This is a genomic window from Nitratireductor pacificus pht-3B, from assembly GCF_000300335.1.
In the GTDB taxonomy this organism is placed as follows: domain Bacteria; phylum Pseudomonadota; class Alphaproteobacteria; order Rhizobiales; family Rhizobiaceae; genus Nitratireductor; species Nitratireductor pacificus.
On the sequence record NZ_AMRM01000018.1, the window covers coordinates 88851 to 113772 of the forward strand.

21 protein-coding genes and 1 pseudogene are annotated in these 24922 nt (G+C 66.2%); 12 read left to right on the plus strand and 10 right to left on the minus strand.

Features of this window, described 5'->3' with window-relative positions:
* The first annotated feature begins 65 nt into the window (after window positions 1-65).
* A complete protein-coding gene (gene gltX, locus NA2_RS15860) occupies window positions 66-1439 on the plus strand; it encodes a glutamate--tRNA ligase (protein ID WP_008598031.1) in 1374 nt (457 codons plus the stop codon).
* Here gltX and NA2_RS15865 read toward each other — a convergent pair.
* Both NA2_RS15865 and NA2_RS15870 read right to left on the minus strand, forming a co-directional pair.
* Window positions 1357-2478 (minus strand): DUF2865 domain-containing protein, encoded by a 1122-nt coding sequence (locus NA2_RS15865; RefSeq protein ID WP_008598032.1) that lies wholly within the window; start codon window positions 2476-2478, stop codon window positions 1357-1359. The two genes, gltX and NA2_RS15865, sit on opposite strands and share 83 nt — an antisense overlap.
* 215 nt (window positions 2479-2693) lie before the next feature.
* Complete coding sequence (locus tag NA2_RS15870; RefSeq protein WP_008598033.1) at window positions 2694-5009, minus strand: NADP-dependent malic enzyme; 2316 nt, start codon at window positions 5007-5009, stop codon at window positions 2694-2696.
* A gap of 261 nt (window positions 5010-5270) precedes the next feature.
* Between NA2_RS15870 and NA2_RS15875 the strand changes: the two genes are divergently transcribed.
* The gene (locus NA2_RS15875; RefSeq protein ID WP_040678158.1) at window positions 5271-6098 is read left to right on the plus strand and encodes a UDP-2,3-diacylglucosamine diphosphatase; all 828 of its coding nucleotides are present in this window, start codon (window positions 5271-5273) and stop codon (window positions 6096-6098) included.
* Window positions 6099-6142: 44 nt separating this feature from the next.
* Here NA2_RS15875 and dgcA read toward each other — a convergent pair whose 3' ends face one another.
* Window positions 6143-7126 carry an N-acetyl-D-Glu racemase DgcA gene (gene dgcA, locus NA2_RS15880; protein WP_008598035.1) on the minus strand — a complete coding sequence of 328 codons (984 nt, stop codon included), beginning with the start codon at window positions 7124-7126 and terminating at the stop codon, window positions 6143-6145.
* Between the two features lie 115 nt (window positions 7127-7241).
* On the opposite strand from dgcA, the gene NA2_RS15885 reads away from it, so the two are divergent.
* The 4 genes from NA2_RS15885 (at window position 7242) to NA2_RS15900 (ending at window position 11401) form a co-directional block, all read left to right on the plus strand.
* Window positions 7242-8432, plus strand: coding sequence for an ABC transporter permease (locus tag NA2_RS15885; RefSeq protein WP_008598036.1), 1191 nt, complete (start codon window positions 7242-7244; stop codon window positions 8430-8432).
* Between the two features lie 10 nt (window positions 8433-8442).
* A complete protein-coding gene (locus tag NA2_RS15890) occupies window positions 8443-9255 on the plus strand; it encodes an ABC transporter ATP-binding protein (RefSeq protein WP_008598037.1) in 813 nt (270 codons plus the stop codon).
* Window positions 9256-9265: 10 nt separating this feature from the next.
* The gene (locus NA2_RS15895) at window positions 9266-10639 is read left to right on the plus strand and encodes an MlaD family protein (RefSeq protein WP_008598038.1); all 1374 of its coding nucleotides are present in this window, start codon (window positions 9266-9268) and stop codon (window positions 10637-10639) included.
* A 165-nt stretch (window positions 10640-10804) separates the two neighbouring features.
* A complete protein-coding gene (locus NA2_RS15900; protein ID WP_008598039.1) occupies window positions 10805-11401 on the plus strand; it encodes an ABC-type transport auxiliary lipoprotein family protein in 597 nt (198 codons plus the stop codon).
* Window positions 11402-11633: 232 nt separating this feature from the next.
* Here the strand turns inward: NA2_RS15900 and NA2_RS15905 are convergent, their stop codons facing one another.
* Window positions 11634-16310 carry an apolipoprotein A-IV repeat region-like domain-containing protein gene (locus NA2_RS15905; protein WP_008598041.1) on the minus strand — a complete coding sequence of 1559 codons (4677 nt, stop codon included), beginning with the start codon at window positions 16308-16310 and terminating at the stop codon, window positions 11634-11636.
* Window positions 16311-16572: 262 nt separating this feature from the next.
* Here NA2_RS15905 and NA2_RS15910 point away from each other — a divergent pair, with 262 nt between their 5' ends.
* On the plus strand, window positions 16573-16932 hold the full coding sequence (locus NA2_RS15910) for an Hpt domain-containing protein (protein WP_008598043.1): 360 nt from the start codon (window positions 16573-16575) through the stop codon (window positions 16930-16932).
* A gap of 131 nt (window positions 16933-17063) precedes the next feature.
* Window positions 17064-17384 (plus strand): 2Fe-2S iron-sulfur cluster-binding protein, encoded by a 321-nt coding sequence (locus NA2_RS15915; protein WP_008598045.1) that lies wholly within the window; start codon window positions 17064-17066, stop codon window positions 17382-17384.
* An 18-nt stretch (window positions 17385-17402) separates the two neighbouring features.
* Here NA2_RS15915 and NA2_RS15920 read toward each other — a convergent pair whose 3' ends face one another.
* Complete coding sequence (locus NA2_RS15920; RefSeq protein WP_008598046.1) at window positions 17403-18017, minus strand: DUF922 domain-containing Zn-dependent protease; 615 nt, start codon at window positions 18015-18017, stop codon at window positions 17403-17405.
* Window positions 18018-18188: 171 nt separating this feature from the next.
* On the opposite strand from NA2_RS15920, the gene folP reads away from it, so the two are divergent.
* Genes folP through folK form a run of 3 tightly spaced genes read left to right on the plus strand, consistent with a single transcriptional unit; the run spans window position 18189 to window position 19928 of the window.
* Window positions 18189-19043, plus strand: a complete 855-nt coding sequence (gene folP / locus NA2_RS15925) for a dihydropteroate synthase (RefSeq protein ID WP_008598047.1) — start codon at window positions 18189-18191, stop codon at window positions 19041-19043.
* Window positions 19043-19402 carry a dihydroneopterin aldolase gene (gene folB / locus NA2_RS15930; protein ID WP_008598048.1) on the plus strand — a complete coding sequence of 120 codons (360 nt, stop codon included), beginning with the start codon at window positions 19043-19045 and terminating at the stop codon, window positions 19400-19402. Before folP ends, folB begins: the two co-directional genes overlap by 1 nt.
* 1 nt (window position 19403) lies before the next feature.
* Window positions 19404-19928, plus strand: a complete 525-nt coding sequence (gene folK, locus NA2_RS15935) for a 2-amino-4-hydroxy-6-hydroxymethyldihydropteridine diphosphokinase (RefSeq protein ID WP_008598049.1) — start codon at window positions 19404-19406, stop codon at window positions 19926-19928.
* 12 nt (window positions 19929-19940) lie between these two features.
* Here the strand turns inward: folK and NA2_RS15940 are convergent, their stop codons facing one another.
* The 4 genes from NA2_RS15940 to NA2_RS15955 all read right to left on the minus strand — a co-directional run bounded on the left by NA2_RS15940 (window position 19941) and on the right by NA2_RS15955 (window position 23727).
* A complete protein-coding gene (locus tag NA2_RS15940; protein ID WP_008598050.1) occupies window positions 19941-20483 on the minus strand; it encodes a hypothetical protein in 543 nt (180 codons plus the stop codon).
* A gap of 143 nt (window positions 20484-20626) precedes the next feature.
* The gene (locus NA2_RS15945) at window positions 20627-21691 is read right to left on the minus strand and encodes a YcjF family protein (protein WP_008598051.1); all 1065 of its coding nucleotides are present in this window, start codon (window positions 21689-21691) and stop codon (window positions 20627-20629) included.
* Entirely contained in the window at window positions 21688-23139 is a 1452-nt protein-coding gene (locus NA2_RS15950) for a YcjX family GTP-binding protein (RefSeq protein WP_008598052.1), read from the minus strand. Before NA2_RS15950 ends, NA2_RS15945 begins: the two co-directional genes overlap by 4 nt.
* 78 nt (window positions 23140-23217) lie before the next feature.
* Complete coding sequence (locus NA2_RS15955) at window positions 23218-23727, minus strand: SixA phosphatase family protein (RefSeq protein ID WP_008598053.1); 510 nt, start codon at window positions 23725-23727, stop codon at window positions 23218-23220.
* A gap of 243 nt (window positions 23728-23970) precedes the next feature.
* Here NA2_RS15955 and dksA point away from each other — a divergent pair, with 243 nt between their 5' ends.
* Window positions 23971-24387 carry an RNA polymerase-binding protein DksA gene (gene dksA, locus NA2_RS15960; protein ID WP_008598054.1) on the plus strand — a complete coding sequence of 139 codons (417 nt, stop codon included), beginning with the start codon at window positions 23971-23973 and terminating at the stop codon, window positions 24385-24387.
* A gap of 102 nt (window positions 24388-24489) precedes the next feature.
* Here the strand turns inward: dksA and NA2_RS15965 are convergent.
* Window positions 24490-24922 (minus strand): annotated as a pseudogene (locus tag NA2_RS15965) (hypothetical protein); the annotation flags it as partial.

A 24922-nucleotide genomic window follows, 5' to 3' on the forward strand; every position in this document is an offset into this window, starting at 1 on the left:
CGGACGGGCCGCCGGGTTCGGCGGCCCGCCTTGCCAAGGAAGAAGGCTTCGGCTACGCCGCAATCATGACAGTCACCGTTCGTTTCGCGCCGTCTCCGACCGGCCATATCCACATCGGCAACGCGCGCACCGCGCTCTTCAACTGGCTCTATGCGCAACAGCACCAGGGCCGCTTCATCCTGCGTTTCGACGATACGGACAGGGAGCGCTCGAAGGCGGCCTATGCGGAGGGCATTGCGCACGATCTCGCCTGGCTCGGCATCCGGCCCGACGACACCGTCTCCCAATCGGCCCGTTTCGCGAAATACGACGCGGCGGCGGAAGCGCTGAAGGCGGCGGGGCTGCTCTATGCATGCTACGAGACACCGGAAGAATTGGAGCGGCGGCGCAAGATCCGCCTCACGCGCCGCCTGCCGCCGGTCTACGGGCGTGAAGCGCTGAAGCTGACCGATGAAGAGAAAGCGGCTTTCGAGGCCGAGGGGCGCAAGCCGCACTGGCGCTTCCTGCTGCCCAACTTTTCCGAAACGCCGTTCGATCCGGTGCGCACGGAGATGCGCTGGGAGGATGTGGTGCGGGGACCGCAGACCGTCGATCTGGCGTCGATGTCTGATCCCGTGCTCATCCGCGCCGACGGCACCTATCTCTACACGCTGCCTTCGGTGGTGGACGATATCGACCTCGGTGTCAGCCACGTCATTCGCGGCGACGACCATGTCACCAACACGGGTGCGCAGATCGTCCTGTTCGAGGCCTTGGGCGCGCCACCGCCGGCCTTCGGGCACCACAACCTGCTCACCACCGTTTCGGGCGAGGGGCTTTCCAAGCGGTCGGGGGCGCTTTCGATCGCCAGCCTGCGCGAGGACGGGATCGAGCCGATGGCTGTCGCCTCGCTCGCGGTCCTGATCGGCACGTCTGAAAACGTCGCGGCGGCGGCCAGCATGCAGGAACTGGCCGACCGTTTTGCGCCGACGGCGACCTCCAGATCGGCCGCGAAGTTCGACCCGCTCGAACTCGCCGCGCTCAGCCGCCATCTCATTCAGGCGATGCCGTTTGCGGAGGCGGCCGGACGGTTGGCGGCGCTCGGCATCGCCGGCGACAGGGCGGAAGCCTTCTGGTTGGCCGTGCGCGGCAATCTCGACCGGATGGACGATGCGCTCGACTGGTGGCGGATTGTCACGGAAGCGCCCGATCCGGAAGGCGCGCTTTCCGAGGAGGATCGGGCGTTCGTGAAGGAAGCGATGCTGCATCTGCCGGCCGAGCCGTGGGATGCGGGAACGTGGCGGGCATGGACGGATGCGGTGAAGGCCGCGACCGGGCGCAAGGGCAGGGCTCTGTTCATGCCCCTTCGGCTGGCGCTTACCGGGCGCGGTGCTGGGCCGGAGCTCGCAGATCTATTGCCTCTTCTGGGTCGGGAAGAAACTCTGGCCCGACAATCCTGACGCGGCGCGGTTCGCTGGAAGCAGCGGGGGCCACCGGGGTGACTTCTTGCTCGGGCGGCGCCTCGGTTTCCAGCGTGGCGCTTGCCACCATGTCCGGCGAAGGCCGCGGCGTGGGCACCACGTGGAAGCTCCCGCCCGCCGGCGCATTGCCGTCGGCGGAAGGCGTTTCTTCCGGTGCGGGTTGCGCGCCGGCGGAACCCGTCGCCAGACTGTCATCGACAGGCGCCTCGCCGGCGACGACCGAGAAATTCCGGCTCGGCTGGCAGCCGCAGACCTTCTTGCTGACGCCGTTGAGCCGGTAGCTGAATGCCTTCGGCAGATCGCGGTACGGCGTACCGGTCGCGACCGAGACCATATCCTCCGATTCCTCTTTCAGCACGTCATGCGCGTAGAGCGCGACCTCGGCGCCCGGGCATCGCGCCTGACAGGTCTTCTGGTCGCGATCGAACATGTCTTTCGAGACGGAGAATGAGATCGGGAAGTAATAGCCGTCGCATGTGCGCACGCACATCGTCTGATAGACGTCGCCGGAGCGGCGCAGCGGGCTGGCGGCCTCCTGCGCCCGGCGCGCGGCCTTGCCGGCGCCGGCGGGCGCGGAGACCGTCTTGACGGCGGGCTTCTGATTGCAGCCATTGGCGCGCATCGAGGCCAGGATGCGGTTCCGGTCACGACCGGAACCGGGGCGCCCGCTGCGGTCCAGCCGCATCTGCAGCTTCCAGATGTTGTTTTCCATGCTCGCCGCGGATTTCCGCAAGGTTGCGCAGTGCGCGACATTGTTGCTGAAGATGCCGAAACCGCACTGCGCCTGCCTGATCTGCGCACGGACCTTGCCGAGCTGGACGTTCTGCTGGGCAATGGCGTTCTGCAGCTTCCGGGCCTGCGCGCCGGAAGACCCGCGCCCCGCCATCTTGAGTTCGGCGGCCAGGTTGCGGCAAGCCTGGGACTGGCCATAGGCGGTGTCCGCCGTCGCGGAAAGCCCGGCGCCAAACCCCAGAATCAGACAAAACGCGCGAAAAACCGATCCGCGACCCGTGTCCATAACGCCCCCAATGGCGCAGGTCACCCGCTCGAGGGCGATGCGCCGACAAAATCCCTGATAGAAACCCGCAAGGCAATTCAACCATATCGTGGGGTGAAATTCCACCCTAGCCGGCCGAGGTTAAGCCGGCGTTAGAGCCGTATGGTAAATTTCGCACGCATGAACAGGCGAGAATGGTGCATCGCGCCCGCGCGCGATGCACTCCCCGCCGACCGTCAGCCGTCCGCGATCGCCTTGCTCTTCTGCAGGGCCTCGACGGCCGCGAGCGCCGTCATGTTGACCACGCCGCGCGAGGTCACCGAGGGCGTCAGGATATGCGCCGGCCTGGCGGTTCCAAGCAGGATGGGGCCGACATGCAGCGCGTCCGTCATGGTCTTGAGTGTCGTCAGCGTGATGTTCGCCGCGTCGAGATTGGGGAAGACCAGAAGATTGGCTTCGCCGGCAAGGCGCGCCTGGGGATAGACCCGCTGGCGGAGGGTCTCGGAGAGTGCAGAGTCTCCGTGCATCTCGCCGTCGGACACCAGGTCCGGGGCGATCCTTCTCAGAAGGTCGGCGGCCTCGCGCATTTTCAGCGCGCTCTCGGAATCGCGCGAGCCGAAGTTCGAGTGCGACAGCAGCGCCGCCTTCGGTTCGATGCCGAAGCGGCGGATTTCTTCGGCGGCGAGCACCGTCATCTCGGCGATCTCCGAGGCGGTCGGGCACATGGTGACATAGGTGTCGGTGAGGAAGATCACGCCCTGCTGCGAGATCAGCATCGACAGGGCGGACAGTTCGCCGACGCCCTCGCGCCGGCCGATGATCATGTCGACATAGCGCAGGTGCCGCTCGAACCGTCCTTCCAGGCCGCAGATCATCGCGTCGGCCTCGTCGCGCATCATGGCGATGGCGGCGATCACCGTCGTGTTGGTGCGCACCAGCGTGCGGGCCGCCTCCGGCGTCACGCCGCGGCGCCCGGCGAGCTGTACCAGGAGATCGACATAATGGCGGTAGCGCGGATCGTCTTCCGGGTTGATGATGGCGAAATCCTCGCCGGGCCGGATGCGCAGGCCGTAGCGCTTGAGCCGCGTTTCGACCACCTGCGGGCGGCCGATGATGATCGGCTCGGCGATGCCTTCCTCGATGACCACCTGGGCAGCCCGCAGCACGCGCTCGTCTTCGCCGTTGGCGTAGATGACCCGCTTGCGCCCCGCGCCCTTGGCGGCGGAGAAGACCGGCTTCATGACGAGACCCGAGCGGAAGATGAAGCGGTTCAGCCGATCGAGATATTGATCCATGTCGGCGATCGGGCGCGCGGCGACGCCGCTGTCCATGGCCGCCTTCGCGACGGCCGGCGCGATGCGCAGGATGAGCCGCGGATCGAAGGGCGAGGGGATCAGGAAATCGGGACCGAAGATCGGCGTCTCGCCGGAATAGGCACGTGCGGCGACATCGGAGGGTTCTTCGCGTGCCAGCGCGGCGATGGCCTTGACGGCGGCGCGCTTCATCTCCTCGTTGATCGCGGTGGCGTTCACGTCGAGCGCGCCACGGAAGATGTAGGGGAAGCACAGGACGTTGTTGACCTGGTTGGGGAAATCCGAGCGTCCCGTGCAGATCATCGCGTCGGGCCGCGCCTCGCGGGCGACGTCGGGCATGATCTCCGGTACGGGGTTCGCCAGCGCCAGGATGAGCGGCCGCGCGGCCATGCCCGCCAGCATCTCCGGTTTCAGCACGCCTGCGGCGGAAAGGCCGAGGAAGACATCCGCGCCGCCGATGACCTCGGTCAGGGTGCGCGCCTTGGTCTTCTTCACATAGGGCGCCTTCCAGCGGTCCATCTCCTCCTTGCGGCCCTCATAGACCACGCCGTGCCGGTCGGTCAGCCAGATGTTCTCCGGTTGCGCACCCAGCGAGACCAGCAGGTTGAGACAGGCGAGGGCGGCCGCACCTGCGCCCGACGAGACGATCTTCGCATCGGCGATGTTCTTGCCGGCGAGCTCGAGGGCGTTGAGCGTGGCCGCCGCGACGATGATCGCCGTGCCGTGCTGGTCGTCGTGAAACACGGGGATGCCCATGCGCGCCTTCAGCTGCTCCTCGACCTCGAAGCACTCGGGCGCCTTGATGTCCTCCAGATTGATGCCGCCGAACGTCGGCTCGAGCGCCGCGACGGTTTCGACCATTCGGTCGATTTCGGGCGCGTCGATCTCGATGTCGAAGACGTCGATGCCGGCGAACTTCTTGAACAGGACGGCCTTGCCCTCCATCACGGGCTTCGAGGCAAGCGGTCCGATATTGCCGAGGCCCAGAACGGCCGAGCCGTTGGAGACGACCGCCACGAGGTTGGCACGCGCCGTGTAGTCGGCGGCGCGGCTCGGATCCTCATGGATCGCCATGCACGGGACGGCGACGCCCGGCGAGTAGGCAAGCGCCAGATCGCGCTGGTTGCCGAGCGGCTTGGTCGCCTGGATCCCGAGCTTGCCGGGCGTGGGGTGGCTGTGGAAGTAGAGCGCTGCCTCGTCGAACTCGGATTTCGCGGGCTTCTTGGGCTTGGACGACATGCGAACGGCTTCCCCATCCATCGTGCTGATCGGCGACCGCACCGGGCGGTTGAGGGGTAGTGATTAGGCTTTCGGGCCGCCTTTTTCCAGTGCGGAATGGACGCTTGCGGCATTCCGCGCCGAAATTCAGGCCGCTTCCAAGGAACTGTGGTCAAGGAACCGCGGGAAGACGCGGTCCTCCGTCGTCGACACCTTCCGTCATACGGCTGTGACATGAATCGGGTCATAGAGAGCGCGATTTTGGCAGGCTTGGACGGGATCATGGACGGCGCTGGGCATCGCAGGTTTCGGGCTCTCTTCATCTCCGACATCCATCTGGGGTCGAAACCGGCAAAGGCGGAATTCCTGATCGACTTTCTGCGCCATCACGACGCGGAGAAGATCTATCTCGTCGGCGACATCGTCGATGGCTGGAGGCTGCGGCGTTCCTGGCACTGGCCGGAGAGCCACAACGACGTGGTGCAGAAGCTGCTGCGCAAGGCGCGCAAGGGCGCCGAGATCATCTACATCGCCGGCAATCACGATGAGTTCCTGCGCTCCTTTCAGGGCGTGCATTTCGGAGGCATCGTGGTGGCAGACGAGGCGATCCACGAGGCGGCGGACGGGCGCCGGTTCCTCGTCATCCATGGCGACCAGTTCGACCAGGTGGTGCACAATGTGCGCTGGCTGGCCTATCTCGGCGACAAGGCCTACGACATGGCGATCGTCGTCAACCGGGTGATCGGGCGGGTCCGGCGTCTGTTCGGCCGGCCCTACTGGTCGTTTTCATCCTGGGCCAAGATCAAGGTGAAGAAGGCCGTCAAGTTCATCAGCTCGTTTCAGGACGTGCTCGCGCAGGAGGCGCAGCGGACCGGGGTGGACGGCGTGATCTGCGGCCATATCCACCACGCCGCGATTGAGGACATCAATGGCGTCCGCTACATGAACACCGGCGACTGGGTGGAGAGCTGCACGGCGCTGGCGGAAAATTTCGACGGATCCTTTGAGATCATCACCTGGGCGCAGGTGCTCGATGCCGAGGCGGTGCCGGCGAGCGCCGGGCCGGCGATTGTCGCCGTGTTCGCGCGCCAGCGCGAGGAGGCCGCCTGACCGCCCCGCTTGCCTGCAATCCAAGTCGTTCTGGCCTGCGTTTATCAGCCCCAGAGCTGCGGATGGGGCGGCGAGACCAGGGAGCCGGAATAGCTCAATCCGTGCGGCCGGTCGCGCGCCAGAAGGAGCGGTCCGTCGAGATCGACGAAATCGGCGCCCTGCGCGAGCAGCACCGCCGGCGCCATGGCCAGCGACGTGCCGACCATGCAGCCGACCATCACGCCGAACCCCATCTCGCGCGCCCGGTCGCGCAGTTCGAGGGCTGCGGTCAGGCCGCCGGTCTTGTCGAGCTTGATGTTGACGAAATCGTAGAGGCCGGCGATTTCCGCCAGATTGTCGGTGGTATGCAGGCTTTCGTCGGCGCAGATCGGCACGGGGTGCGGGATGGTGCGCAGGATCTCGTCCTTGCCGGCCGGCAGCGGCTGCTCGATCAGCGCGACATGGAACTCCGCAGCCGCGAGCATGTTTTCGCGAATGTTTTCTTCCGTCCAGCCTTCATTGGCATCGAGAATCAGGCGGCTTTCCGGCGCGGCGCCGGCGACGGCGTGAATGCGCGCGATATCGTTGTCGCTGCCGAGCTTGACCTTCAGCAGGGGGCGGGAGGAATGGGCGCGGGCCTGCGCCGCCATCTCCTCGGGCGCGGCCAGCGAGATCGTGTAGGCGGTCGGAACCGGGCGGGGCGGCATGGCACAGGCCACGGTGGCGGCGCGCTCGCCCGACAGCTTGGCTTCCAGGTCCCAGAGGGCGCAGTCGACCGCGTTGCGCGCGGCGCCGGCCGGCATCTTCGCCGCAAGATCGGCGCGGCCGATCCCATCGGCGAGATCCCGGCGGACGGCCTCGATCTGCTCGACGACGCTTTCCATCGTCTCGCCGTAGCGCGGGTAGGGCACGCACTCGCCCTGTCCCTGAACGCCGTCCTGCCGCAGCGTGCAGGTCACCACGCGCGCCTCGGTGCGGGAGCCGCGCGAAATGGTGAAGACCCCGGCGATGGGATAGCTCTCGATCTCGGTGAACAGTTCGCGTGTCATTTCCGCCTATCTTTCGCGCCAAATTCGCTCGTTCGGAGAATAACACCCTTATAGGGCGGTCTTCCTAGCCGACCAACGGTTCCCTTTGGGCCTTCTCCGCACTAATGATGGTGCCATGTTGACCAATTCGCAGGGTGAGGCAAGCGGCGCGCCGCATCGGCCCGGAGAGAACGGCGAACCGCGCGTGACGCTCCGCGAGGATGGCGGAGCGGTGGCCTGCAGCCTGAGCGGGGCATGGAACACGCGGACCGTCGCTCACATCGACGCGCAGATGCGCGCGCTGGAGGCGCGGGACGACATCCGCCATCTGGAACTCGACGTCTCGCAGGCCACGGGTCTCGATACCGCCGGCGCCTGGCTGATCGAACGCCTGGTTCATGCGCATGAGCAGCGCGGCGTCGATGTCACGGTGTCCGGCCAGTCGGAGGCGGCGACGATCCTGCTTGCTGCGGTGCGCGATGCCGTCGCCCAGGATCGCGAAGCCGCCGCGCGTCCCCACAGGGCATGGATACTGAACCTGCTCGAGCGCATCGGGCGTGCCATGTACGAAGCGCGCGACGACCTCGTCTACGGCGCGAACATCCTGGGAGCGACCATCGGCGGCGCGCAGATGAAGCTCGGACGGGCGCATGCGGTCAACCCGGCCGCCATCGTCCACCAGATCGACCGCATGGGCGTCGGCGCCGTGCCGATCATCGTCCTGATGTCCGCCATCGTCGGTGCGATCATCGCGCAGCAGGGCGCGTTCCAGCTGCGCTATTTCGGCGCCGAGATCTTCGTCGTCGACCTGGTCGGCATCCTGATCCTGCGCGAGCTCGGCGTGCTGATGACGGCGATCATGATCGCCGGTCGTTCTGGCAGCGCGATTACGGCGGAGATCGGCTCGATGAAGATGCGCGAGGAGGTCGACGCGCTGACGGTCATCGGCCTCAATCCTGTCGGCGTCCTGGTGTTTCCGCGCCTGGTCGCCTTGATGATCGCCGTGCCGTGCCTGACCATCGTCGCCAATTTCGCCGCGCTCGGCGGCGCCATGTTCATCACCTGGCTGTATTCGGGCATACCGCCGGCCGCCTTCATAGACCGGCTGCGCGATTCCATCGATCTCTCGACCATCTTCGCCGGCCTCATCAAGGCGCCGTTCATGGCGCTCATCGTCGGAATCATCGCCTCCATCGAGGGCATGAAGGTCGGCGGCAGCGCGGAATCGCTCGGCAATCACGTCACCGCCTCCGTGGTGAAGGCGATCTTCGTCGTCATCGTCATCGATGGCCTTTTCGCCATCTTCTACGCGGCAATCGATTTCTAGGGCGGACGCGATGACGGTGCTGACGGAGAGCAGGAATATCGAGACCGGGACGGAACGGGACGTCCTCTTGTCGGTGCGCGACGCGACCGTCGCCTTCGGGGAGAGCGTCATCCTCGACAAGCTCTCGCTGGATGTCTACCGCGGAGAAATCTTGGGCTTCGTCGGGGCTTCGGGCTCGGGCAAGTCCGTTCTGCTGAGGACGATCCTCGGCCTCGTCCGCAAGCAGGGCGGCACCATAAGGCTGCTCGGCCAGGATCTCGACAAGGCGAGCGACGAGCAGCGCATGCGCGTCGACATGCGCCAGGGTGTGCTTTTTCAGCACGGGGCGCTGTTCTCGGCCCTGACGGTTCTGGAGAACATCCAGGTGCCGATGCGCGAATATCTGGACCTGCCGCGCAAGCTGATGGACGAGCTCGCCCTCCTGAAGCTCGAACTGGTCGGCCTGCCACCCGATGCCGCGCCAAAATTCCCCTCGGAACTGTCCGGCGGCATGATCAAGCGGGCAGCACTCGCCCGCGCGCTGGCGCTCGACCCCGACATCGTCTTTCTCGACGAACCGACTTCAGGCCTCGACCCGATCGGCGCTGCCGAGTTCGACGAACTCGTCGGCAAGCTGCGCGATACAATGGGGCTGACCGTGTATATGGTGACCCATGACCTCGACAGCCTGCTCACGGCGTGCGACCGCATCGCGGTTCTCGGCGGCAAGCGGGTGCTGGTGGAGGGAACGGTCGACGACATGCTAAAATGCGACGACCCCTGGGTGAAAGCGTATTTCAGAGGAAAGCGGGCACGGCAGATCGACCGGTCGGCACGAGGTTAGCAAGCGCATTATGGAAACCAAAGCCAACTACGTTCTTGTGGGGTTCTTCACCGTCGTGGCGATCCTTGCGGCGTTCGGATTCGTCTATTGGACGGCGGCGCTCGGCGACCGCGGCGAGACCGCGCTCCTGCGCTTTCGCATTCCCGGCTCGGCATCGGGGCTGTCGCGCGGCAGCGCGGTCCTGTTCAACGGCGTCAAGGTGGGCGATGTCCGGCGCGTCTATCTGGACCTCAGCAACCCGACCTTCGCCGTTGCCGACGCGGAGATCGACCGCCTGACGCCGATCACCCATTCGACCAAGGCCGATGTCGGCCTGGCGGGCCTGACGGGGCAGGCGAACATCGAGCTGCGTGGGGGCAATCCCAGCGAACCAAACCTCCTCGACGTGGCGGAAGAGAACGACACGGTCGCCGAAATCGAGGCCAGCCCCTCCGCCGTGACCAATCTTCTGCAGACGGCGCAGAGCCTCCTGACGCGCGCCGATTCCGTCGTCTCGCAGCTGGAAGGTTTCACGACCGATGCGCGCCAGCCGCTCACCCAGACCGTCAAGAATGTCGAGCGCTTTTCCGAAGCCCTGTCGCGCAACGCGGACGGCATCGACAGCTTCCTGAAGAATGTCGGTGCGCTTTCGGAATCGATCGCCGGCGTTTCGGGACAGCTCGACAGCACGCTGAAGGCCGCCGAGGAGCTGATCACCGCCGTCGACCGTGACAAGGTCGCCTCGGTGGTCTCCAATTTCGAGCAATTCTCGCAGCGCCTCGACAAGGCGAGCGAAGGCATCGACACCGTGGTGGCCAATGTCGACCAGACGGTGCGCTCGATCGGCACATTCTCCGACAACGCCACCCAGACGCTTGCCAAGCTCGACGGCGTTCTCGACGGCGTCGATCCGGCGACGGTGAAAGCGGCGCTCGGCAATTTCGAGGAAGCCAGCACCTCCGTGAACCAGGCGGCCAAGAGCATCGCCGATGTCAGCGACACGGTGGGCAAGCGCAAGGACGACATCGACAAGTTCATCACCGATGCGAGCCAGCTTGCGGACCAGCTCAACCGGTCGTCGGTCAGGCTCGACAGCGTGCTTGCCAAGCTCGACGGGATGATCGGCGAGGCGGACGGCGAGGGGATCGTCGCGGAGGCGCGGGCGACGCTGAAATCGTTCCGCGAGATGGCCGAAACCCTGAACGCGCGCGTGAATACGATATCCGGCGGGCTGGAGCGTTTCTCCGGCCAGGGCCTGCGTGAAGTGGAGGCGCTGGTGCGGGATGCGCGGCGTTCGATCAACCGTATCGAGGGCGCCGTGACCGATTTCGAGCAGAACCCGCAGCGCATCATCACGGGCGGGGACGGCAGCATCCGCCGCTATGACGGGCGCGTGCGGCGCTGAGCGCGCACGGTCGGCGCACCTGCGGTGCGCTGATTTGGCCACACTGCCCTTATCTCTTTGTTTTTCCCCGCCTCTGCGGCTGGCAGCGGTTTCCCTGTGTCGGAGAAATGGGTTAAGGGTTCAGGGATTGCACGGGAGAGGTTGCGTGAGGAGCGGTTTTTGAGAGTGGGGACGCGGTTCTGTGCGACGCTTTTTTTCGGCGTGGCCCTGGCGGGGTGCGCTGCGCTTCCGGGCGGCGGGCCGCCGCCGGTGGACGCGTTCGACCTGACGACGCCGAGCGTCGCGCAGTCCGGACGCCGGCTTTCGCGCATCCAGCTCCTCATCACCGAACCAACCGCGATCAAGGCGCTCGACGGCCAGGACATCGTCATCAAGACGGACAGCGGCGCGATCCAGCTTCTCGGCGGCGCGCGCTGGGCCGATCGCCTGCCGCGCATCGTCCAGGCCAGGCTGGCCGATCTCTATCAGCGCTCCGGCCGCTTCGGCGGGGTCGGCAGGCCCGGCGAGGGGCTGGCGATCGACTATCAGGTTCTCACGGACCTGCGCGCTTTCGACATCCGCGTCGGCGGTCAGGACCGTGCCGAGGTCGAGCTCTTTGTGCGCCTCCTGAACGACCGCAGCGGCGTGGTCCGCGCGTCGCGCAGTTTCACGGGATCCTCTCCGGTCGCCGGGACCGGTGGCCAGGCCTTCGCGACGGCGCTCGACCGGGCATTCGCCAATGCGGTTTCCGATCTCGTCGAGTGGACCGGCGCGCGGCTCTGACATCGCCTGACGTCTGCACTATCATTGAAAGCATGGGAGATGGAACGTTCCGACGTTTCTTCATGAACCGTTGCGCCGGTCAGCGTAACGCTCGCGGCCGCTTGTGAAGACCGCCTCATAGCCATCCCGCAATGAAGAATGGCCCGGAGACCGCGAAGGGTTTCCGAGCCACTTGTTTTCCTGGCCGGGACGGCGCGTCTGCCGCGCCGTTGTTGAGGAGACACGATCCGGCTTAACGCAGTCTGCCGCTCGCATGGGCGAGCATCGTGTAGACCTTGCCGGTGTCGGAGGTCAGATAGGCCTGCGTCGTCATGTTGTCGCGGTCCGTGCGCGACACGTCGCGAAGCAGCTTCTCGAAGTCGCGGCAGTAGAGATCGACCGCGGCATGGAAGTCCGAATCGGTGCGGTACTTCCGCTGGATCTCGTCGAAGGTCTGCTGTCCCTTCAGCGTGTAGAGACGACGCGTGAAGACGTTGCGCTCGCCGCGCCAGTAGCGCTCCCACAGGTCGATGGAGGCTTCGTGGTCGATCGCACGGGCGATGTCGACCGACAGCGAGCTCAGCGTTTCCGCGTGCAGCGCGGGGCGACCTTCCTTGCCCGACAGGGGTACGCCCGGTCCGCCGGCGTGGTCTTCTTCGTTCGACGCGCTGCTCAGGAGATCGCGGATCCAGCCTCCGGTCGGCTGCTGCTCCCGCGCGGCCTGTGCGGTGGCCGCGTGTTCGCGCAGCTCGGCTGGACGGGCAACCGGGGCAGGGCGCGGCTTCTCGATCACGGGAGGCGGCATCGATGCGGCCGGCATGCGCTGCGGTTCGGGCTGCGGAACGGGGCTTGGCCCGCGCGGCGCGACCCCCAGATCGGCACCGTACATGCGGCCGGATTTCGAAACGATATCCGAGAGCTCCTTCAGCGCATTCACCTGTTCGGTGATGGCGTTGCGCATCGCGGAGGTGGACTGTTTGGCTTCCGCCGGCAGTTCCGCGATGCCGCGCTTGACGTCATTGCGCGTCTCTTCCAGTTCGTTGCGGATGGCGGAAGCCGTGCGGCGGATCTCGTCAGTCGCTCCCGTGAAGCGGCTGGTGGCCGCTTCCACGACTTCCGAGATCGATTCGCGGATCCCATCGACGGACTGCCGGGTACGGCCTTCCGCCTTGACGAGCACACGGTCGATGAAGTCCTCGAACGAGCTCATCGTCTTCTCGATCTGCTCTGATTTCTCGACGAGTCCCTGTGCCAGCGCCTGGAGGGCTTCCTGGCGGCCATCCATGTTCCCGGTGAGGCCGGCCTGGGCCTTCTCGAGTAGGGTGGAGGCGCTCTCGAGAACCTTGCTGTGGTCCTCGAAGCGGCTCGCGATCGCCGAGATCTCGCGCAGCGTCCGGTCGGAGAAGTCCGCCAGGCGCCCGGAATTGGCGTTGATCAGGCTTGCCGAGTTGGAGAAGGTTTCCGCTGCCTTTTCGGCATTGGCCGCGAAGGCGCTGGCCGTTCCGCTGAGGCGCTCGTCCACTTCCGACAGGTTGCGCGAGGCGGTGGTGATCAGCGCGCCCAGCCGCTGTCCAGAGACGCCGAGCTTCTGCAGCAGGCCGTCGACATTGCCGGTCAGGCTCGCCTGCGCGTTCTCGATGGCGGCCAGCGTTTCGGCCGTGCGGCTCGACAGGGCCTGCACCAGCGCCGCGTTCTCCGACTGGAGGCGCTGCGTGGTCTCTTCGGTCAGGGCCTCGATGTTCTGGCGCAATTCTCCGCCGCTCGCGGCGAAGCGATCGACCAGCGGACGCGCCGTCTCGTCGAGGATGCGCGTGATCTCGGAGGTGCGGCCGGCCAGCATCGCGTTCAGTTCGCGGGTCCGTTCCTCGAGCGTCGAAACCGTCTCGTTGGTGCGCTTGCCGATGTGCTCATCGACCGATGCGAAGGTCTGGGCGATGGTGTCGGCGGTGGAAACCAGTCGCGCCTGGGTCGTCGAGAGCTGCTGGTTGACGTGCTGCGCAACCGCTTCGGCGCTGCCGCGCAGGCGTTTCTCGGCATCCTCGAGCCCGCCGGCGATGGAGCTGGCGATCAGGCCGGCACTGTTCGACAGGCGCTCCTGCAGGCCGTCTAGCGAGCTGCCGATCGCCGCCGCGCGGGCGTCGAGCTCGGCAGAGGTCTGGTGGGTGCGGGCGATGACCTGATGATCGAAGTCCTCGAAGGTCCGGGCGAGTTCGCTGGTGCGCGCCGTGAGCTGCTCCGCGGTCGCGTCGACGCGGTTGACCAGATTGCGGTCGGCTGCCTCGAAGGTGTCGGCGATCGCCTTGGTGTGTTGCGACAGGGTTTCTGCCGTGGTCGCCACACGATCCGCAATGCGGCCATCCACCTCCGCGAAGGTCTGCGCAAAGACGCCGGCGCGCTCGGTGAAGCGGGCGGAGGCGTCGTCGAAGGCGCGGTCGATGTCGCCGATGCGGGCGCCGAGGGTCTCGGCGGTCTGTTCGGCGCGGGCGGCAATCCGCTGGTCGGCTTCCTCGAAGAGCTTGCCGGCCTCGTCGTGCAGCGTCGTCGTGGCCTCGACCACCTTGTCGCGCAGCGCTCCGGCGACAACGACGGCGCTGTTCTCGAGGGTCGAGCGAACGTTTTCGACACCCATGGAGAGCGCTTTCTCCATGGTCTGCGTGCGCTCCTCGATGACGCCGGTCTGGCGGGCGAACATCTCGTTCACGCGCGCGGCGTCCGCTTCGATCACCGCATTCAGCGCCTCGCGGCGCTCCTCGATCTTGGAGATGTTGATCTCGAGGGCCTGGGCGAAACCGTCACGCGTCTGGGCGAGCTGCTCGACCTGCAAGCCGATCCCCGTCTCGAAGGCGGTGCGCGCCTCGCCGATCTTCTCCATGTCGTTCTCAAGAATGGCCGAGAGCCGCTGGTGGGTCTCGGCAAAGGCGTCGACATGGGTTTCAACCGCGCTGCTGAGACGCGCCTGCGCGGCGTCCAGACGGTCCACGCCCGCGTCGAACTGGGCACCGACCTGGGCCCAGCCCTTGTCGATGCTCTTGCCGAACTCGCCAGCCGTATTCTCCAGCATGATGCTGGTGGAGGCGACCAGATCGGCGAACTCCGTATCGAGCGCGGTCTTTCCGACCTGGACGGCTGCAGATACCTCGTCCTTGCCGCGGGCGAAGGTCTCGGCAATCTCGCGGGTCCGCTCGACGAGGGTTTCGTTGATGCTGCGGGCGCGGGCTTCGAGCGCCGTGTTGAGCTTCTGCGTGCCGGCGTCGAGCGCCTCGGCGCGCGTGGTGAACTCCGAGATCAGCGAGCGGCCGCGTTCGGTGAGCGCCGTCTCGAGCTGACCCAGGCGCGTGTCGAAGGTGCTGTTCAGCGTATCGCTCGCCTCGTTGAGCGAGGACAGCAGGGTCGAGGTCCGCGTCTCGAACAGCGTTCCGAGTGTGCGCGTGGCCTGGTCCGACCGCTCGGCGAGGGTCGCCAGGCGCGTGTCGAACAGCATGCTCAGCGTTTCCTTCGCCTCCGTCGTTCCCTCGGTGAGGGAAGCAAGACGCGTGTCGAGGATATCGCCGATCGCCTGCGTGGCTTGCTGGCTGTCCGACGACAGCGCCGCGATCCTGGTGTCCAGCAGTTCGCCGATGGTTCTGGTGGCTTCCTCCGTGTGCTCGGTCAGGGTCGACAGACGCGCGTCGAAGATGCTGCCGAGTGTCTGCGAAGCGTCTTCCGTACCCTTCGTCAGGCTGGCAATGCGCGTGTCGAGCAGGTTGGCGACCGCATCGCCCGACGTGGTGATGCGCAGCGAGATGTTCTCCAGCCGCTCGTCGATGCCGCGATGCAGCATCCCGCCGGTGCCTTCAAGCTGCTTCAGCAGCGCCTCGCTGGACTCGCTCATCGTCGTTGCGAGCTGGCGCGAGGCGTCGGCAATGGTCGAACGGATGAGGTTGCCGGCTGTGTCCAGCTCTTCCTTGAGGATCTCATGGGCGCCGGCGATGGAGGCGCGCACGCGCTCGGCATGGCCGACGATGCCCTCGCGCTCGCTGCCGAGCCCGTCAACCAGGTGGCGGATTCGAGACTCGTTCTCCGAGTAGGCGCGTTCGAGCTCGCTGACCTCCGTGTGGACGAGGGATTCCAGCTCCACGGCGCGGGCAAGCGTACGGTCCATCCCGTCGCCCATCGCCTGGACTTCGCGGCGGACGGCCTGGCCGACCGTCATCACCCGCTCATGGGCGAGGTTCTCAGGCTCGGCGAGGCGGAACGCCATCTCGGCCATGGACTGCGCCGCAAGGCGCATCTCCTGGGCGCGGCGAACCATCACCGCAAAACCCCAGAACAGGATCACCGGGACGATGATGCCGACGAGTATGGCAATGGCGTGCGGGGCGTTCATGAACGCTTCGGCGGAGCGGATGTCCCAGAGAGAGGGACCGTAGATCAGATGGCCGAGCAGCAGTCCGGCACCGATCCACAGCACCGACAGCGCGGCGACGAGCCAGTAGGCCGTGCTGGGTGCGCGGCGGTTGAGCTTGCGGACCAGAAGATTGAAATCGCCGGCGCGGTCGTCATTCGCCGGTGCGAAAGGCTTTGCGCCCGCTTCCTTCGGCTCGGGATCGGCGAGGGTGAGTTCCTTGCGGTCGACGGGCGCTGCCGGCGGCGGCACGGCCCGCGCCTCTTCCTGCTTGGCGGGCTGCTTTGCCACCGGCGCTACGCTCCGGCCTTCAGCGGCCGCGTCGGCCTTCGGCCTGGCGTTGGCTTCCGCCGGCTTCGCCTCACGGCTCTCGCGGGCGAGTTCTTCAGCCGCGAGGGAGATCTGTGCTTCAAGATCTTCCATGGAGGCCGCGATGTCGAGATCGCCGCTGTCCAGCCCTTCCGAAAGCTCAAGATCGAGGGCATCCTCGAGTTCCTTCGCAAAATCGCGTTTGGGTTGAGTTTTCTTCGCTACTGTACGCGCCATACCGCAAAACCTCAGTTACTCGCCGCCGGAGCCTCACAAACACGAGGCCTCGTACTCCGACACTACGCCCAAAATGAGCCAAACGTATCGTAGTGGGACACAAGCTTGTTGAAAACCAACATTCGCGCGGATGCGTAAAAGTTTAAACATAAGGTTAACGACGCTTTTGCCCAATGGGTCGTTTTGGACCGTCTGCATTAACCCGTTGTCCATCCGGGATTAATAGTCTGTGAAGCGCAGGGAGATCGGGGCGGGGCAGCGAATGTCGAAGCATTATCGGTATGTTTGGCAGGACTGCGGCGAGGAGGCGCGCGCGCGCGCCGCGCCTCTCGATATGACACATCTTTCGCGGCAGACCCTCGGGGACAAGCACATCGAGAAGGAGGTGCTTGCGATGTTCCTGCGGCAGATGGAGGTCGTTTCGGGACAGATCGCAACGGCCGATCCCGCGGCCCGGCGCGAACTGGCGCATGCGCTGACGGGTGCCGCGCGGGGCATCGGCGCGTTCGCGCTTGCCGATTGCGCAGCCGCCCTCGAAGCCGATCCCGGCAACGAAGCGGAGGTCGAGCGTTTATCGAACCTGGCCGCCGAGGTCCATGATTTCATAGCGGAACTGCCGTAAACTCGCCCGGCGTGGGCAAACCGGGCAGGGAAGACCGGGCAGGGCAAAACCGCATTGAGTTTCCGTCGCAAAATATCTAAGTGAACGCCAGCGCCGCGTCGCGGCCTTTCCGCAGCACTCCCGGGACGACCATGACCAAGATCACCTACATCGCGCCGAATGGCAGCCAGTTCGACGTGGATGCCGACAACGGTTCGACGGTCATGGAGAACGCCATCCGCAATGCGGTGCCCGGCATCGAGGCGGAATGCGGCGGCGCCTGCGCCTGCGCGACCTGTCATGTCTATGTCGATCCGGATTGGGCCGAGGCGGCGGGCGAGCCGGAGGCGATGGAAGAGGACATGCTGGATTTCGCCTTCGAGGTGCAGCCCACATCGCGCCTGTCCTGCCAGATCATCGTGCGCGAGGAACTCGACGGGCTGGTGGTCCGCATTCCCGAGCGGCAGGCCTGACCGTCAGCGGCAGGCGCCTCAGCCGGGGATGCGTCCGCTTTCGATCTGTTCCAGCCGGTATTGCAGAAGGCGCAGCAAGCGCCGTTCGAAATTGCTGCTCTCGATGCGGTCGAACTCCTCCTGCGCTGCATCGTGTTCCTCGAGGATCTTCGCTGTCACCCGTTCCGCGCGCTCCTGCAACGGCGCGCATGTGGAGCGGGTCGAGAGCGCCTCGACGGCATCCTCGATCTTGCGGGCGTAGCGCTTGGCGATGCTCAGATGGCTTTCCTCGTGGCGCTTGATGTCGCGCGAAAGCGTGTCCCATATCAGTGCCGTTTCGCGCTCGGCGGTCCGGCGGTTGCGCCAGCGCGGCAGGAAGACCTGCGCCTTGACCGTCACGTTCGCGTCGGCGACACGGCAGCGGTTCGGCGTCTCCGCGTAGCTGATCTTGGTGGTGAATTCCATGCGGGTGGCGCCCGGGTGGCGCTGTCCGGTGCTCCCGACATGCGGGCCGCGCGTGCGCAACTGCTGTTCGATATCGCTCAGGGTCTTGCCGCCGATGGAGAAGTAGCTGTAGCTGCGCGTCAGGCTGGCGCCCTGGCTCGGCCCGCCGACCATCATCAGGGCCAGCAATGTCAGAACGATGCGTGTCATGGGCTGCTCCTTGCGCCACACTGCTGCCTGCGCCCGCGCCTGGCAACCATGTTCGTGCGTGACGGCGGGGAAGCGGCCGCCTCATGCACAGCTAACAGACATTGCCATTGATTTTGACGGCAATGCGCCGCAGAAACGGTTCGGCTTGGAAATCGATCCGTGGAAACCGCATTGCTGACCCGTTCCTGGATACTCGCGCATGGGCGCGCCCTCGCGATCGGCGGCGGGTCGGTGGTGATGGGCATCCTCAATGTGACGCCGGACAGTTTCTCCGACGGCGGTGCGTTCCTGACGCCCGAAAAGGCCCTGGAGCGGGCGCGGGGCATGATCGCCGAGGGCGCGGATATCATCGACATCGGCGGCGAATCGACCCGTCCGGGCGCGGCGGCCATTTCCGCGCGCGAGGAGCAGGACCGGATTTTGCCGATCTTCGAGGCGCTGTCGCGGGAAACGGACGTGCTCCTGTCGGTCGATACCTATCGCGAGGAGACGGCGCGGCTGGCGGTCGCGGCCGGGGCACATATCGTCAACGATGTCTGGGGCCTGCAGCGTGAGCCGGGCATTGCGCGGGTCGCGGCGCAGACGGGAGCCGGCCTCGTCATCATGCACACCGGGCGCGAGCGGCGGAAACTGCCGGACGTCATCGACGATCAGTTCGCGTTCCTGCGCCGCTCGCTCGAGATCGCGACTGAAGCGGGTGTCGCCGACGGGCAGATCGTGCTCGATCCCGGGTTCGGCTTCGCCAAGGACACGGATGAGAACATCGCGATCATGAAGCGCTTTTCGGAGCTCGGCGCGCTCGGCTTCCCGCTGGCGGTGGGCACGTCGCGCAAGCGTTTCGTCGGCGCCATCAGCGGTCGGGAGGACCCGGCGCTGCGCGGCGCGGCCACGGCGGCCACGAGCGTCGTGCTGCGCCTTGCCGGAGCAGGCGTGTTTCGCGTGCACGATGTCGCAATCAACCGGGACGCCCTTAAGGTGGCAGATGCTATGTTGACGGCCCCAGAGAAAGGCCGGATGGAACGATGATGTATGTAATCCGCATGAAGAACTGCGCTTTTTTCGCGCGTCACGGGGTGCACGACGAGGAAGAACGGCTCGGCCAGCGCTTCTACGTGGATGCCGTCCTCACCGTCGAGCCGGGACGTCCGCTCCGTGACGATGTCCTGGAGGGGACCGTCGATTACGGCGCGGCGTTCAGGGTGATCGAGGAGATCATCACCGGCCAGCGGCGCTTTCTGATCGAATCCCTGGCGATGGAAGTGGCCCAGGTGCTGACGGAGCGGTTCAAGGAGGTCGTGCGGGCCGAGATCACGGTGCGCAAGCCGAACGCGCCTGTTCCGGGCGTGCTCGACCATGTCGAGGTCACCGTCGCCTGGCCGCAATAGAATGATGCGCCTGCATGACGCATTCCTGTGCCTCGGCGGCAATATCGGCGCGCCTGACGAGGCGATGCGGGCCGTTCTGGACGCGATGGACGCGCGCGAGGATTGCGCTGTCGCTGCCGTCTCGTCGCTCTATCGCACGCCGCCCTGGGGCAAGCTGGATCAGCCGGATTTCCTCAATGCGGCAGCGCATATCAGGACAAGCCTGGAACCGCAGGAACTGCTGGAGGTCTGCCTGGAACTCGAACGCTCGCTGAAACGAGTGCGCGGCGAACGGTGGGGGCCGCGGGTGATCGACATCGACATCCTGCTCTACGATACCCGGTCGGTGGATCTGCCGGGGCTGGTCGTTCCGCATCCGCGCATGAGCGAGCGCGCATTCGTGCTGGCGCCTCTGGCGGAGATCGCGCCCGAGCGGCTGGTGGCCGGCGCGCGCGTCGATGCCCTTCTGGACCGGGTCGACCGGACCGGTGTGACGAAGATCACGGAAGATGGCGGGTGGTGGGCGCCGATGGCGGAGGAGCGATAGGCCCGTGTCGGCTCAGTTCTTGGCGATTGCGCCGACAGCGCTCGAATCGACGCGCTTGAGCTTCATGCCGATCACCGGAACCATTTCTTCCTCCACCCGCACCGAAATCGTGATGTGGAGCGTGTCCTGTCCCGTGACCCGGGCGCGCATGGCGCCGCTCAGCGTGGAGCGGTTGAGCGCGAAGACCACGTCATTGCCGGTGACCTTGCCGCTGGTCACGTCGAGGCCCTTGCCGGCAGCGCCATCGAGAAACGTGCCCTTGTAGCCCGACTTGCTGCGCACGACGCTGGCCTTCATCGGCTGCGTGAAGACGCCGACCCGGCAGGAGCCGTCGAGCGCCATGCCGACAGCGTTCTCAGGGGTTCCGCCCTCGAAGTTGCAGACGAACTTCGTGCCCTTGTACTTTCCGGCGACGATCTCGCCGGGTCCCGTCCAATTGCCCTGGACGTTCTGGAAGAAGCGTCGGTCGCGGTCGGAAGCTTCAGCCTTGGCGGCAAACGTCAGGGGCGCCGATGCAAGGGCGATGAGGGCGAGCTTGAGCGCGGTTTTCAGCATAGGGACCAGAACCAGTTGAGGTTGCGACACGGAATCTGGGAAACCATGCCGGACATTGGTTAAGGCTTTGTCTACCATAGCAGCCGGACGATTCGAACATGCATTCTTTCAGAGTGCTGTAGCTGCCGCATGGCCGCGACCGCTCAGCTTTTCGCCGCCGCGTCCTCTGCAGCCTTGCTGGACGCAAACCGTGTCAATGCCTTCAGGAAATCGCCGACGCCCGGGCGGGGCAGCGCATTGAAGGCGAGGGGGCGGGCGGCGGCCATCGCCGCGATGCCGATCCGTGCCGTCATCATGCCGTTGACCACGCCTTCGCCGAGCTTGGCCGAGAGCCGCGCCGCAAGCCCATGTCCGACCACCTGCTGAACGAGCGTCTCGCCGGCCGCCATGGTGCCGGTCACGGCCAGATGCGCCAGAATGCTGCGCACCAGGCGCAGGAAACCGAGAAAGCCCGGTCGCCCGCCATAGAGCTGGGCGATGCGCCGCGTCAGGCGTGCCGCCTCGAACACCACATAGAGGACGTCGACCAGCGCGCGGGGCGAGATCGCGGTCACGACGGATACGCGTTTCGCTGCGTCGAGAACCTGTTTCTGGGCAAGCGCGTCTATCGGGGCGAGCAACTCCTTCTCCGCCAGAAGCAAGAGGTCGGCGCCGTCGATGATGTCGTCCCTGATGCTGTCGAGCGACCGGCGACCGGCCGCCGTTTCGGGCCGGGACGCCAGCATGGCGGTCAAGTGCGCGACGGTCCTGCGCGCTGCGCGGGCATCGTTCTGCGCGATCGCTTCGCTTGCGTCGCGGCGGATCCCCTCGATCGAGGCGAGGCGCATCAGAGCAAGCGCTTCGCGGGCGATGATCGCCAGAAGCGCGACGGCGGCGATCGCCGCCACGCCGGCCGCCAGCCAGCCGAGCCAGTCGGCGCGGGTGAAGAGATCGCGAATGAGGCGGTCTGTCCACAGCGCGACCGCCAGCGACAGAAGGATGCCGAATGCCGTGAAGAAAATGCGCGCCAGCCAGGAGCGGCGGCGCTTCGGCACGGGCGGCGGCGGCGAGGCGGCCAGGTCGGCCTCGGAAAAATAGTCCTCGGCATCGGCGACGACCGTCACGGCCTTGCCGGGATCGATCGCCTGGGGCTTGCGCTTCGGTGCGGGTTTCGGCGCCGGCTCGGGTCTTGCGGGCTCGATGCGGAAGGAGGCGGGTGCGCGGCTCATGCGAGGTGATCTCCGATCAGGAACTGCAGCGCCCGGTCGAGCCGGATATGCGGCAGGGACAGGGTGACGCCTTCGGCGGTGCGCTCCAGTTTCGGCGGGCGGAAGCGGACGAAGCGGATCGGCGTTTCTGGCGTTGACCGCTCCTGAAACAGCAGGCCGGGCTTTTCAGGCAGATCGCCGGGAAAGACCGCCGTTTCGGTTTCGCCGTCGAAGACATCGCCGGCGATGGTTTCCCCGGCCATCGGCGTGCCGATGATCACGGGAAGCGTTTCCTTGCCCTGGCGCACCGTGCCTTCGCGTGTCGCCCGCACGGCGGCCATCGCCTGAACCTCGACCGATGCCCCGGAAAAATCGGCGCGCGCGATGGCGCGGTCCGCCAGGCGGCGGACGATCGCCTGCAGCCGGTCGTGGCTCTCGTGGTGGATGTGGTCGGCCTTGGTGGCTGCGATCAGAATGCGGTCGATGCGGCGGGCCACCAGCCCGGTCAGCAGGTTGCCTCGGCCCGGGCGGAAGCAGGAAAGGATTTCCGTCAGGGAGCGTTCCAGATCGGCCACCGCCTCTGGGCCGGCGTTCATCGCCTGCATGGCGTCGACCAGCAGGATCTGCCGGTCGAGCCGCGCGATGTGCTCGCGGAAGAACGGGCGGATGACATGGGTCTTGTAGGCCTCGAAGCGCCGCTCCATCATGGCGTGCAGCGAGTTCGCCCGACGCTTCCCGCCCGGCCGGAGCGGGGCGAAGGTCAGCGCTGGCGAACCCTCCAGGTCGCCCGGCATCAGGAACCGGCCGGGGGGCAGCGTGGAGAGCGCCCTGTGGTCGGCCTTGCAGGCCTTCAGATAGGCGGAGAAAGCCTCGAACAGCTTGCGCGCGATCATCTCGTCCGCGGCGCCGTCCGGATCCGTCTCGCCGGTCAGCGCACGCCAGTCGGCGGACAGGTCGGCGCGTCCCGGCAATGTCGCAAGCTCCAGAGCCTCGGCGGAGAATTCATCGTAGCTCTTGCCCAGAAGTGGCAGGTCGAGAAGCCATTCTCCAGGATAATCAACGATATCGAAGGAAAGCCTGCCGCGCGACAGGAGCCGGTTCCAGGCCGATGCGGACTCGAACTCGACGGTCAGGCGCAGTTCGGAGATCGCGCGGGTCGATTCCGGCCAGATGCGGGATTCGACCAGCGCGGCGATGTGGTCCTCATACTGGAAGCGCGGCACGGCATCGTCGGGCTGCTGTTCCAGATAGGCGCGCGACAGGCGTCCGGACTTCTGCGCCTCGAACAGGGGCAGCCTGCCGCCATGGATCAGATTGTGGATGAAGGCCGTGATGAAGACGGTCTTGCCGGCGCGCGACAGGCCGGTCACGCCGAGGCGCAGCGACGGCGAAACGAGGCCGGCCGCGCGCCCTGCCAGCGTGTCGAGTGCAATGCGGGCTTCATCGGAAAAGGTCGTCAATGATGCCAAGAAGTGGATTCCTCAAAGAGCGCAAGACTTTGCATATAGGAAACTGAACCGCCATTTGAAGTAACCGGGGGTAACGCTTCACGCACGCTCCGGTTTCAGGAAGGCTTCGAGGCGTCCCGTGCCGAGCGCCAGTTGCGCAAGCGGGGCGTCGAAGCGCAGCACTGCCAGGCCGCAGGTGGGGAAGCCGGCCCCGGCGAGCCGCATTGTGTAACCGTCCTCGTCGCGCGGAAGCTCGAACGCCAGATCTTCTATCATCGGATTGTGCCCGACCACCAGCAGGGCGTTGCAGGGCGGCATGCGGCGGATGGCCGTCACATAGGCGGTGGCTTCGGAACTGTAGAGCTCTTCGTCGTGGAGCACGGGCGGAGCGGCGGTGAACAGCGTGGCGGCAAGGCTGTCCAGTGTCTGCGTCGCGCGGCGCGCGGTCGAGCAGAGCACGGCCTCGGGGATCATGCCTTCCTGCCGCATTCTCCGGCCAAGTGCCTCGGCGTCGGCGATGCCCGAAGCGCTCAACTGGCGGTCGAAATCCGACATGCCGGGGGCAGCCCAGGCGGCCTTGGCATGGCGCAGGAGGAAAAGTCTAGGCATGGGACGGCACCCGCGGCGTCCTGCTGCCGTCCGTGCGCCATAAGACCCGCTTCTGCGTCATGCGATGCTCCGGTGCGATGCATTCCCGAAACGAGCCTAATACGGATTCCACGGTGTCTGGAAGCCGCTGCGGGTTTTCCCGACCATTTTAACAAATCCGTGAAGGGGGGCCGCTTTGTGCTTGTGGTTGTGGGGGGGCGCTAATATATAGGCGCCGGCGTTAAAACATCTCAGGGTGACTCGATGAATGAGCTCATTGATGCCAAATACGTGCCCACCGAGGACGAGCCGTTCATGAACGAGCGGCAGCGCTCCTATTTCCGCACGAAGCTGCTGCGCTGGAAGAACGACATCCTCAAGGAAGCACGCGAGACCCTTGAGGCTCTGCAGCAGGAGAACGCGAACCATCCGGACCTGGCCGACCGCGCGTCGTCGGAGACGGACCGCGCGATCGAGCTGCGGGCGCGCGACCGGCAGCGGAAACTCATCTCCAAGATCGATGCGGCCCTGCTGCGGATCGAGGAAGGCACCTACGGCTATTGCGAGGAGACCGGCGAGCCGATCTCGCTCAAGCGCCTCGATGCGCGGCCGATCGCAACCTTGTCGATCGAAGCGCAGGAGCGCCATGAGCGTCGCGAGAAGGTCTATCGCGACGACTGAAGCGCGTCGCGGTTCTTTTTCATCAGAAAAGCGCCAGGCCGCAGGGTCTGGCGCTTTTCTCGTTTCTGGGGTTCGCCTCTTTCCGAAACAGGCGCCGGGCCGCTACTTGCGCTCGTCGGAAAGTTCCTCGAGCAGCTTGCTCATCTCGTCCTCGAGCGAGGGATCGGCCTTCGCGCGTTCCTGGCTCACATGGTGATCCAGCGCTTCGGAGAGTTCGTCCATCGTGTCCTGCGCGAAGGTGCTTTCGGCATCCCGATGCACCGGTTCTTCCATGGGCGACGGCGGTATGGGCCGAGTTGGCGCGAGGACCGCTGCGGCGGCCACCGGCGCTGCCGCGACCGTCGCGCCGGCCGTCACGGGGCCGGTCGCTAGTTGCGGCGTCGCGCGCGGTTCAGGGGACAAGGTCGCCGGTCCACGGTCAGCCGTCGTCTCGGCGATCTGGATGCTCGGCTCGGCGGGCAGACGCGGCTCGGCGGGTTGCGCGGGGCGGGCGCGCGGCGGCTCCTGGGGCGCCACCGGCGCCGGAGCGATGGGC

Excerpts from the sequence above, each read along its gene's own strand:
- gltX (WP_008598031.1), top strand. The coding sequence starts at position 66 with ATGACAGTCACCGTTCGTTTCGCGCCGTCTCCGACCGGCCATATCCAC.
- NA2_RS15865 (WP_008598032.1), bottom strand. The coding sequence starts at position 2,478 with ATGGACACGGGTCGCGGATCGGTTTTTCGCGCGTTTTGTCTGATTCTG.
- NA2_RS15870 (WP_008598033.1), bottom strand. The coding sequence starts at position 5,009 with ATGTCGTCCAAGCCCAAGAAGCCCGCGAAATCCGAGTTCGACGAGGCA.
- NA2_RS15875 (WP_040678158.1), top strand. The coding sequence starts at position 5,271 with ATGGACGGCGCTGGGCATCGCAGGTTTCGGGCTCTCTTCATCTCCGAC.
- dgcA (WP_008598035.1), bottom strand. The coding sequence starts at position 7,126 with ATGACACGCGAACTGTTCACCGAGATCGAGAGCTATCCCATCGCCGGG.
- NA2_RS15885 (WP_008598036.1), top strand. The coding sequence starts at position 7,242 with ATGTTGACCAATTCGCAGGGTGAGGCAAGCGGCGCGCCGCATCGGCCC.
- NA2_RS15890 (WP_008598037.1), top strand. The coding sequence starts at position 8,443 with ATGACGGTGCTGACGGAGAGCAGGAATATCGAGACCGGGACGGAACGG.
- NA2_RS15895 (WP_008598038.1), top strand. The coding sequence starts at position 9,266 with ATGGAAACCAAAGCCAACTACGTTCTTGTGGGGTTCTTCACCGTCGTG.
- NA2_RS15905 (WP_008598041.1), bottom strand. The coding sequence starts at position 16,310 with ATGGCGCGTACAGTAGCGAAGAAAACTCAACCCAAACGCGATTTTGCG.
- NA2_RS15910 (WP_008598043.1), top strand. The coding sequence starts at position 16,573 with ATGTCGAAGCATTATCGGTATGTTTGGCAGGACTGCGGCGAGGAGGCG.
- NA2_RS15915 (WP_008598045.1), top strand. The coding sequence starts at position 17,064 with ATGACCAAGATCACCTACATCGCGCCGAATGGCAGCCAGTTCGACGTG.
- NA2_RS15920 (WP_008598046.1), bottom strand. The coding sequence starts at position 18,017 with ATGACACGCATCGTTCTGACATTGCTGGCCCTGATGATGGTCGGCGGG.
- folB (WP_008598048.1), top strand. The coding sequence starts at position 19,043 with ATGTATGTAATCCGCATGAAGAACTGCGCTTTTTTCGCGCGTCACGGG.
- folK (WP_008598049.1), top strand. The coding sequence starts at position 19,404 with ATGATGCGCCTGCATGACGCATTCCTGTGCCTCGGCGGCAATATCGGC.
- NA2_RS15940 (WP_008598050.1), bottom strand. The coding sequence starts at position 20,483 with ATGCTGAAAACCGCGCTCAAGCTCGCCCTCATCGCCCTTGCATCGGCG.
- NA2_RS15945 (WP_008598051.1), bottom strand. The coding sequence starts at position 21,691 with ATGAGCCGCGCACCCGCCTCCTTCCGCATCGAGCCCGCAAGACCCGAG.
- NA2_RS15955 (WP_008598053.1), bottom strand. The coding sequence starts at position 23,727 with ATGCCTAGACTTTTCCTCCTGCGCCATGCCAAGGCCGCCTGGGCTGCC.
- dksA (WP_008598054.1), top strand. The coding sequence starts at position 23,971 with ATGAATGAGCTCATTGATGCCAAATACGTGCCCACCGAGGACGAGCCG.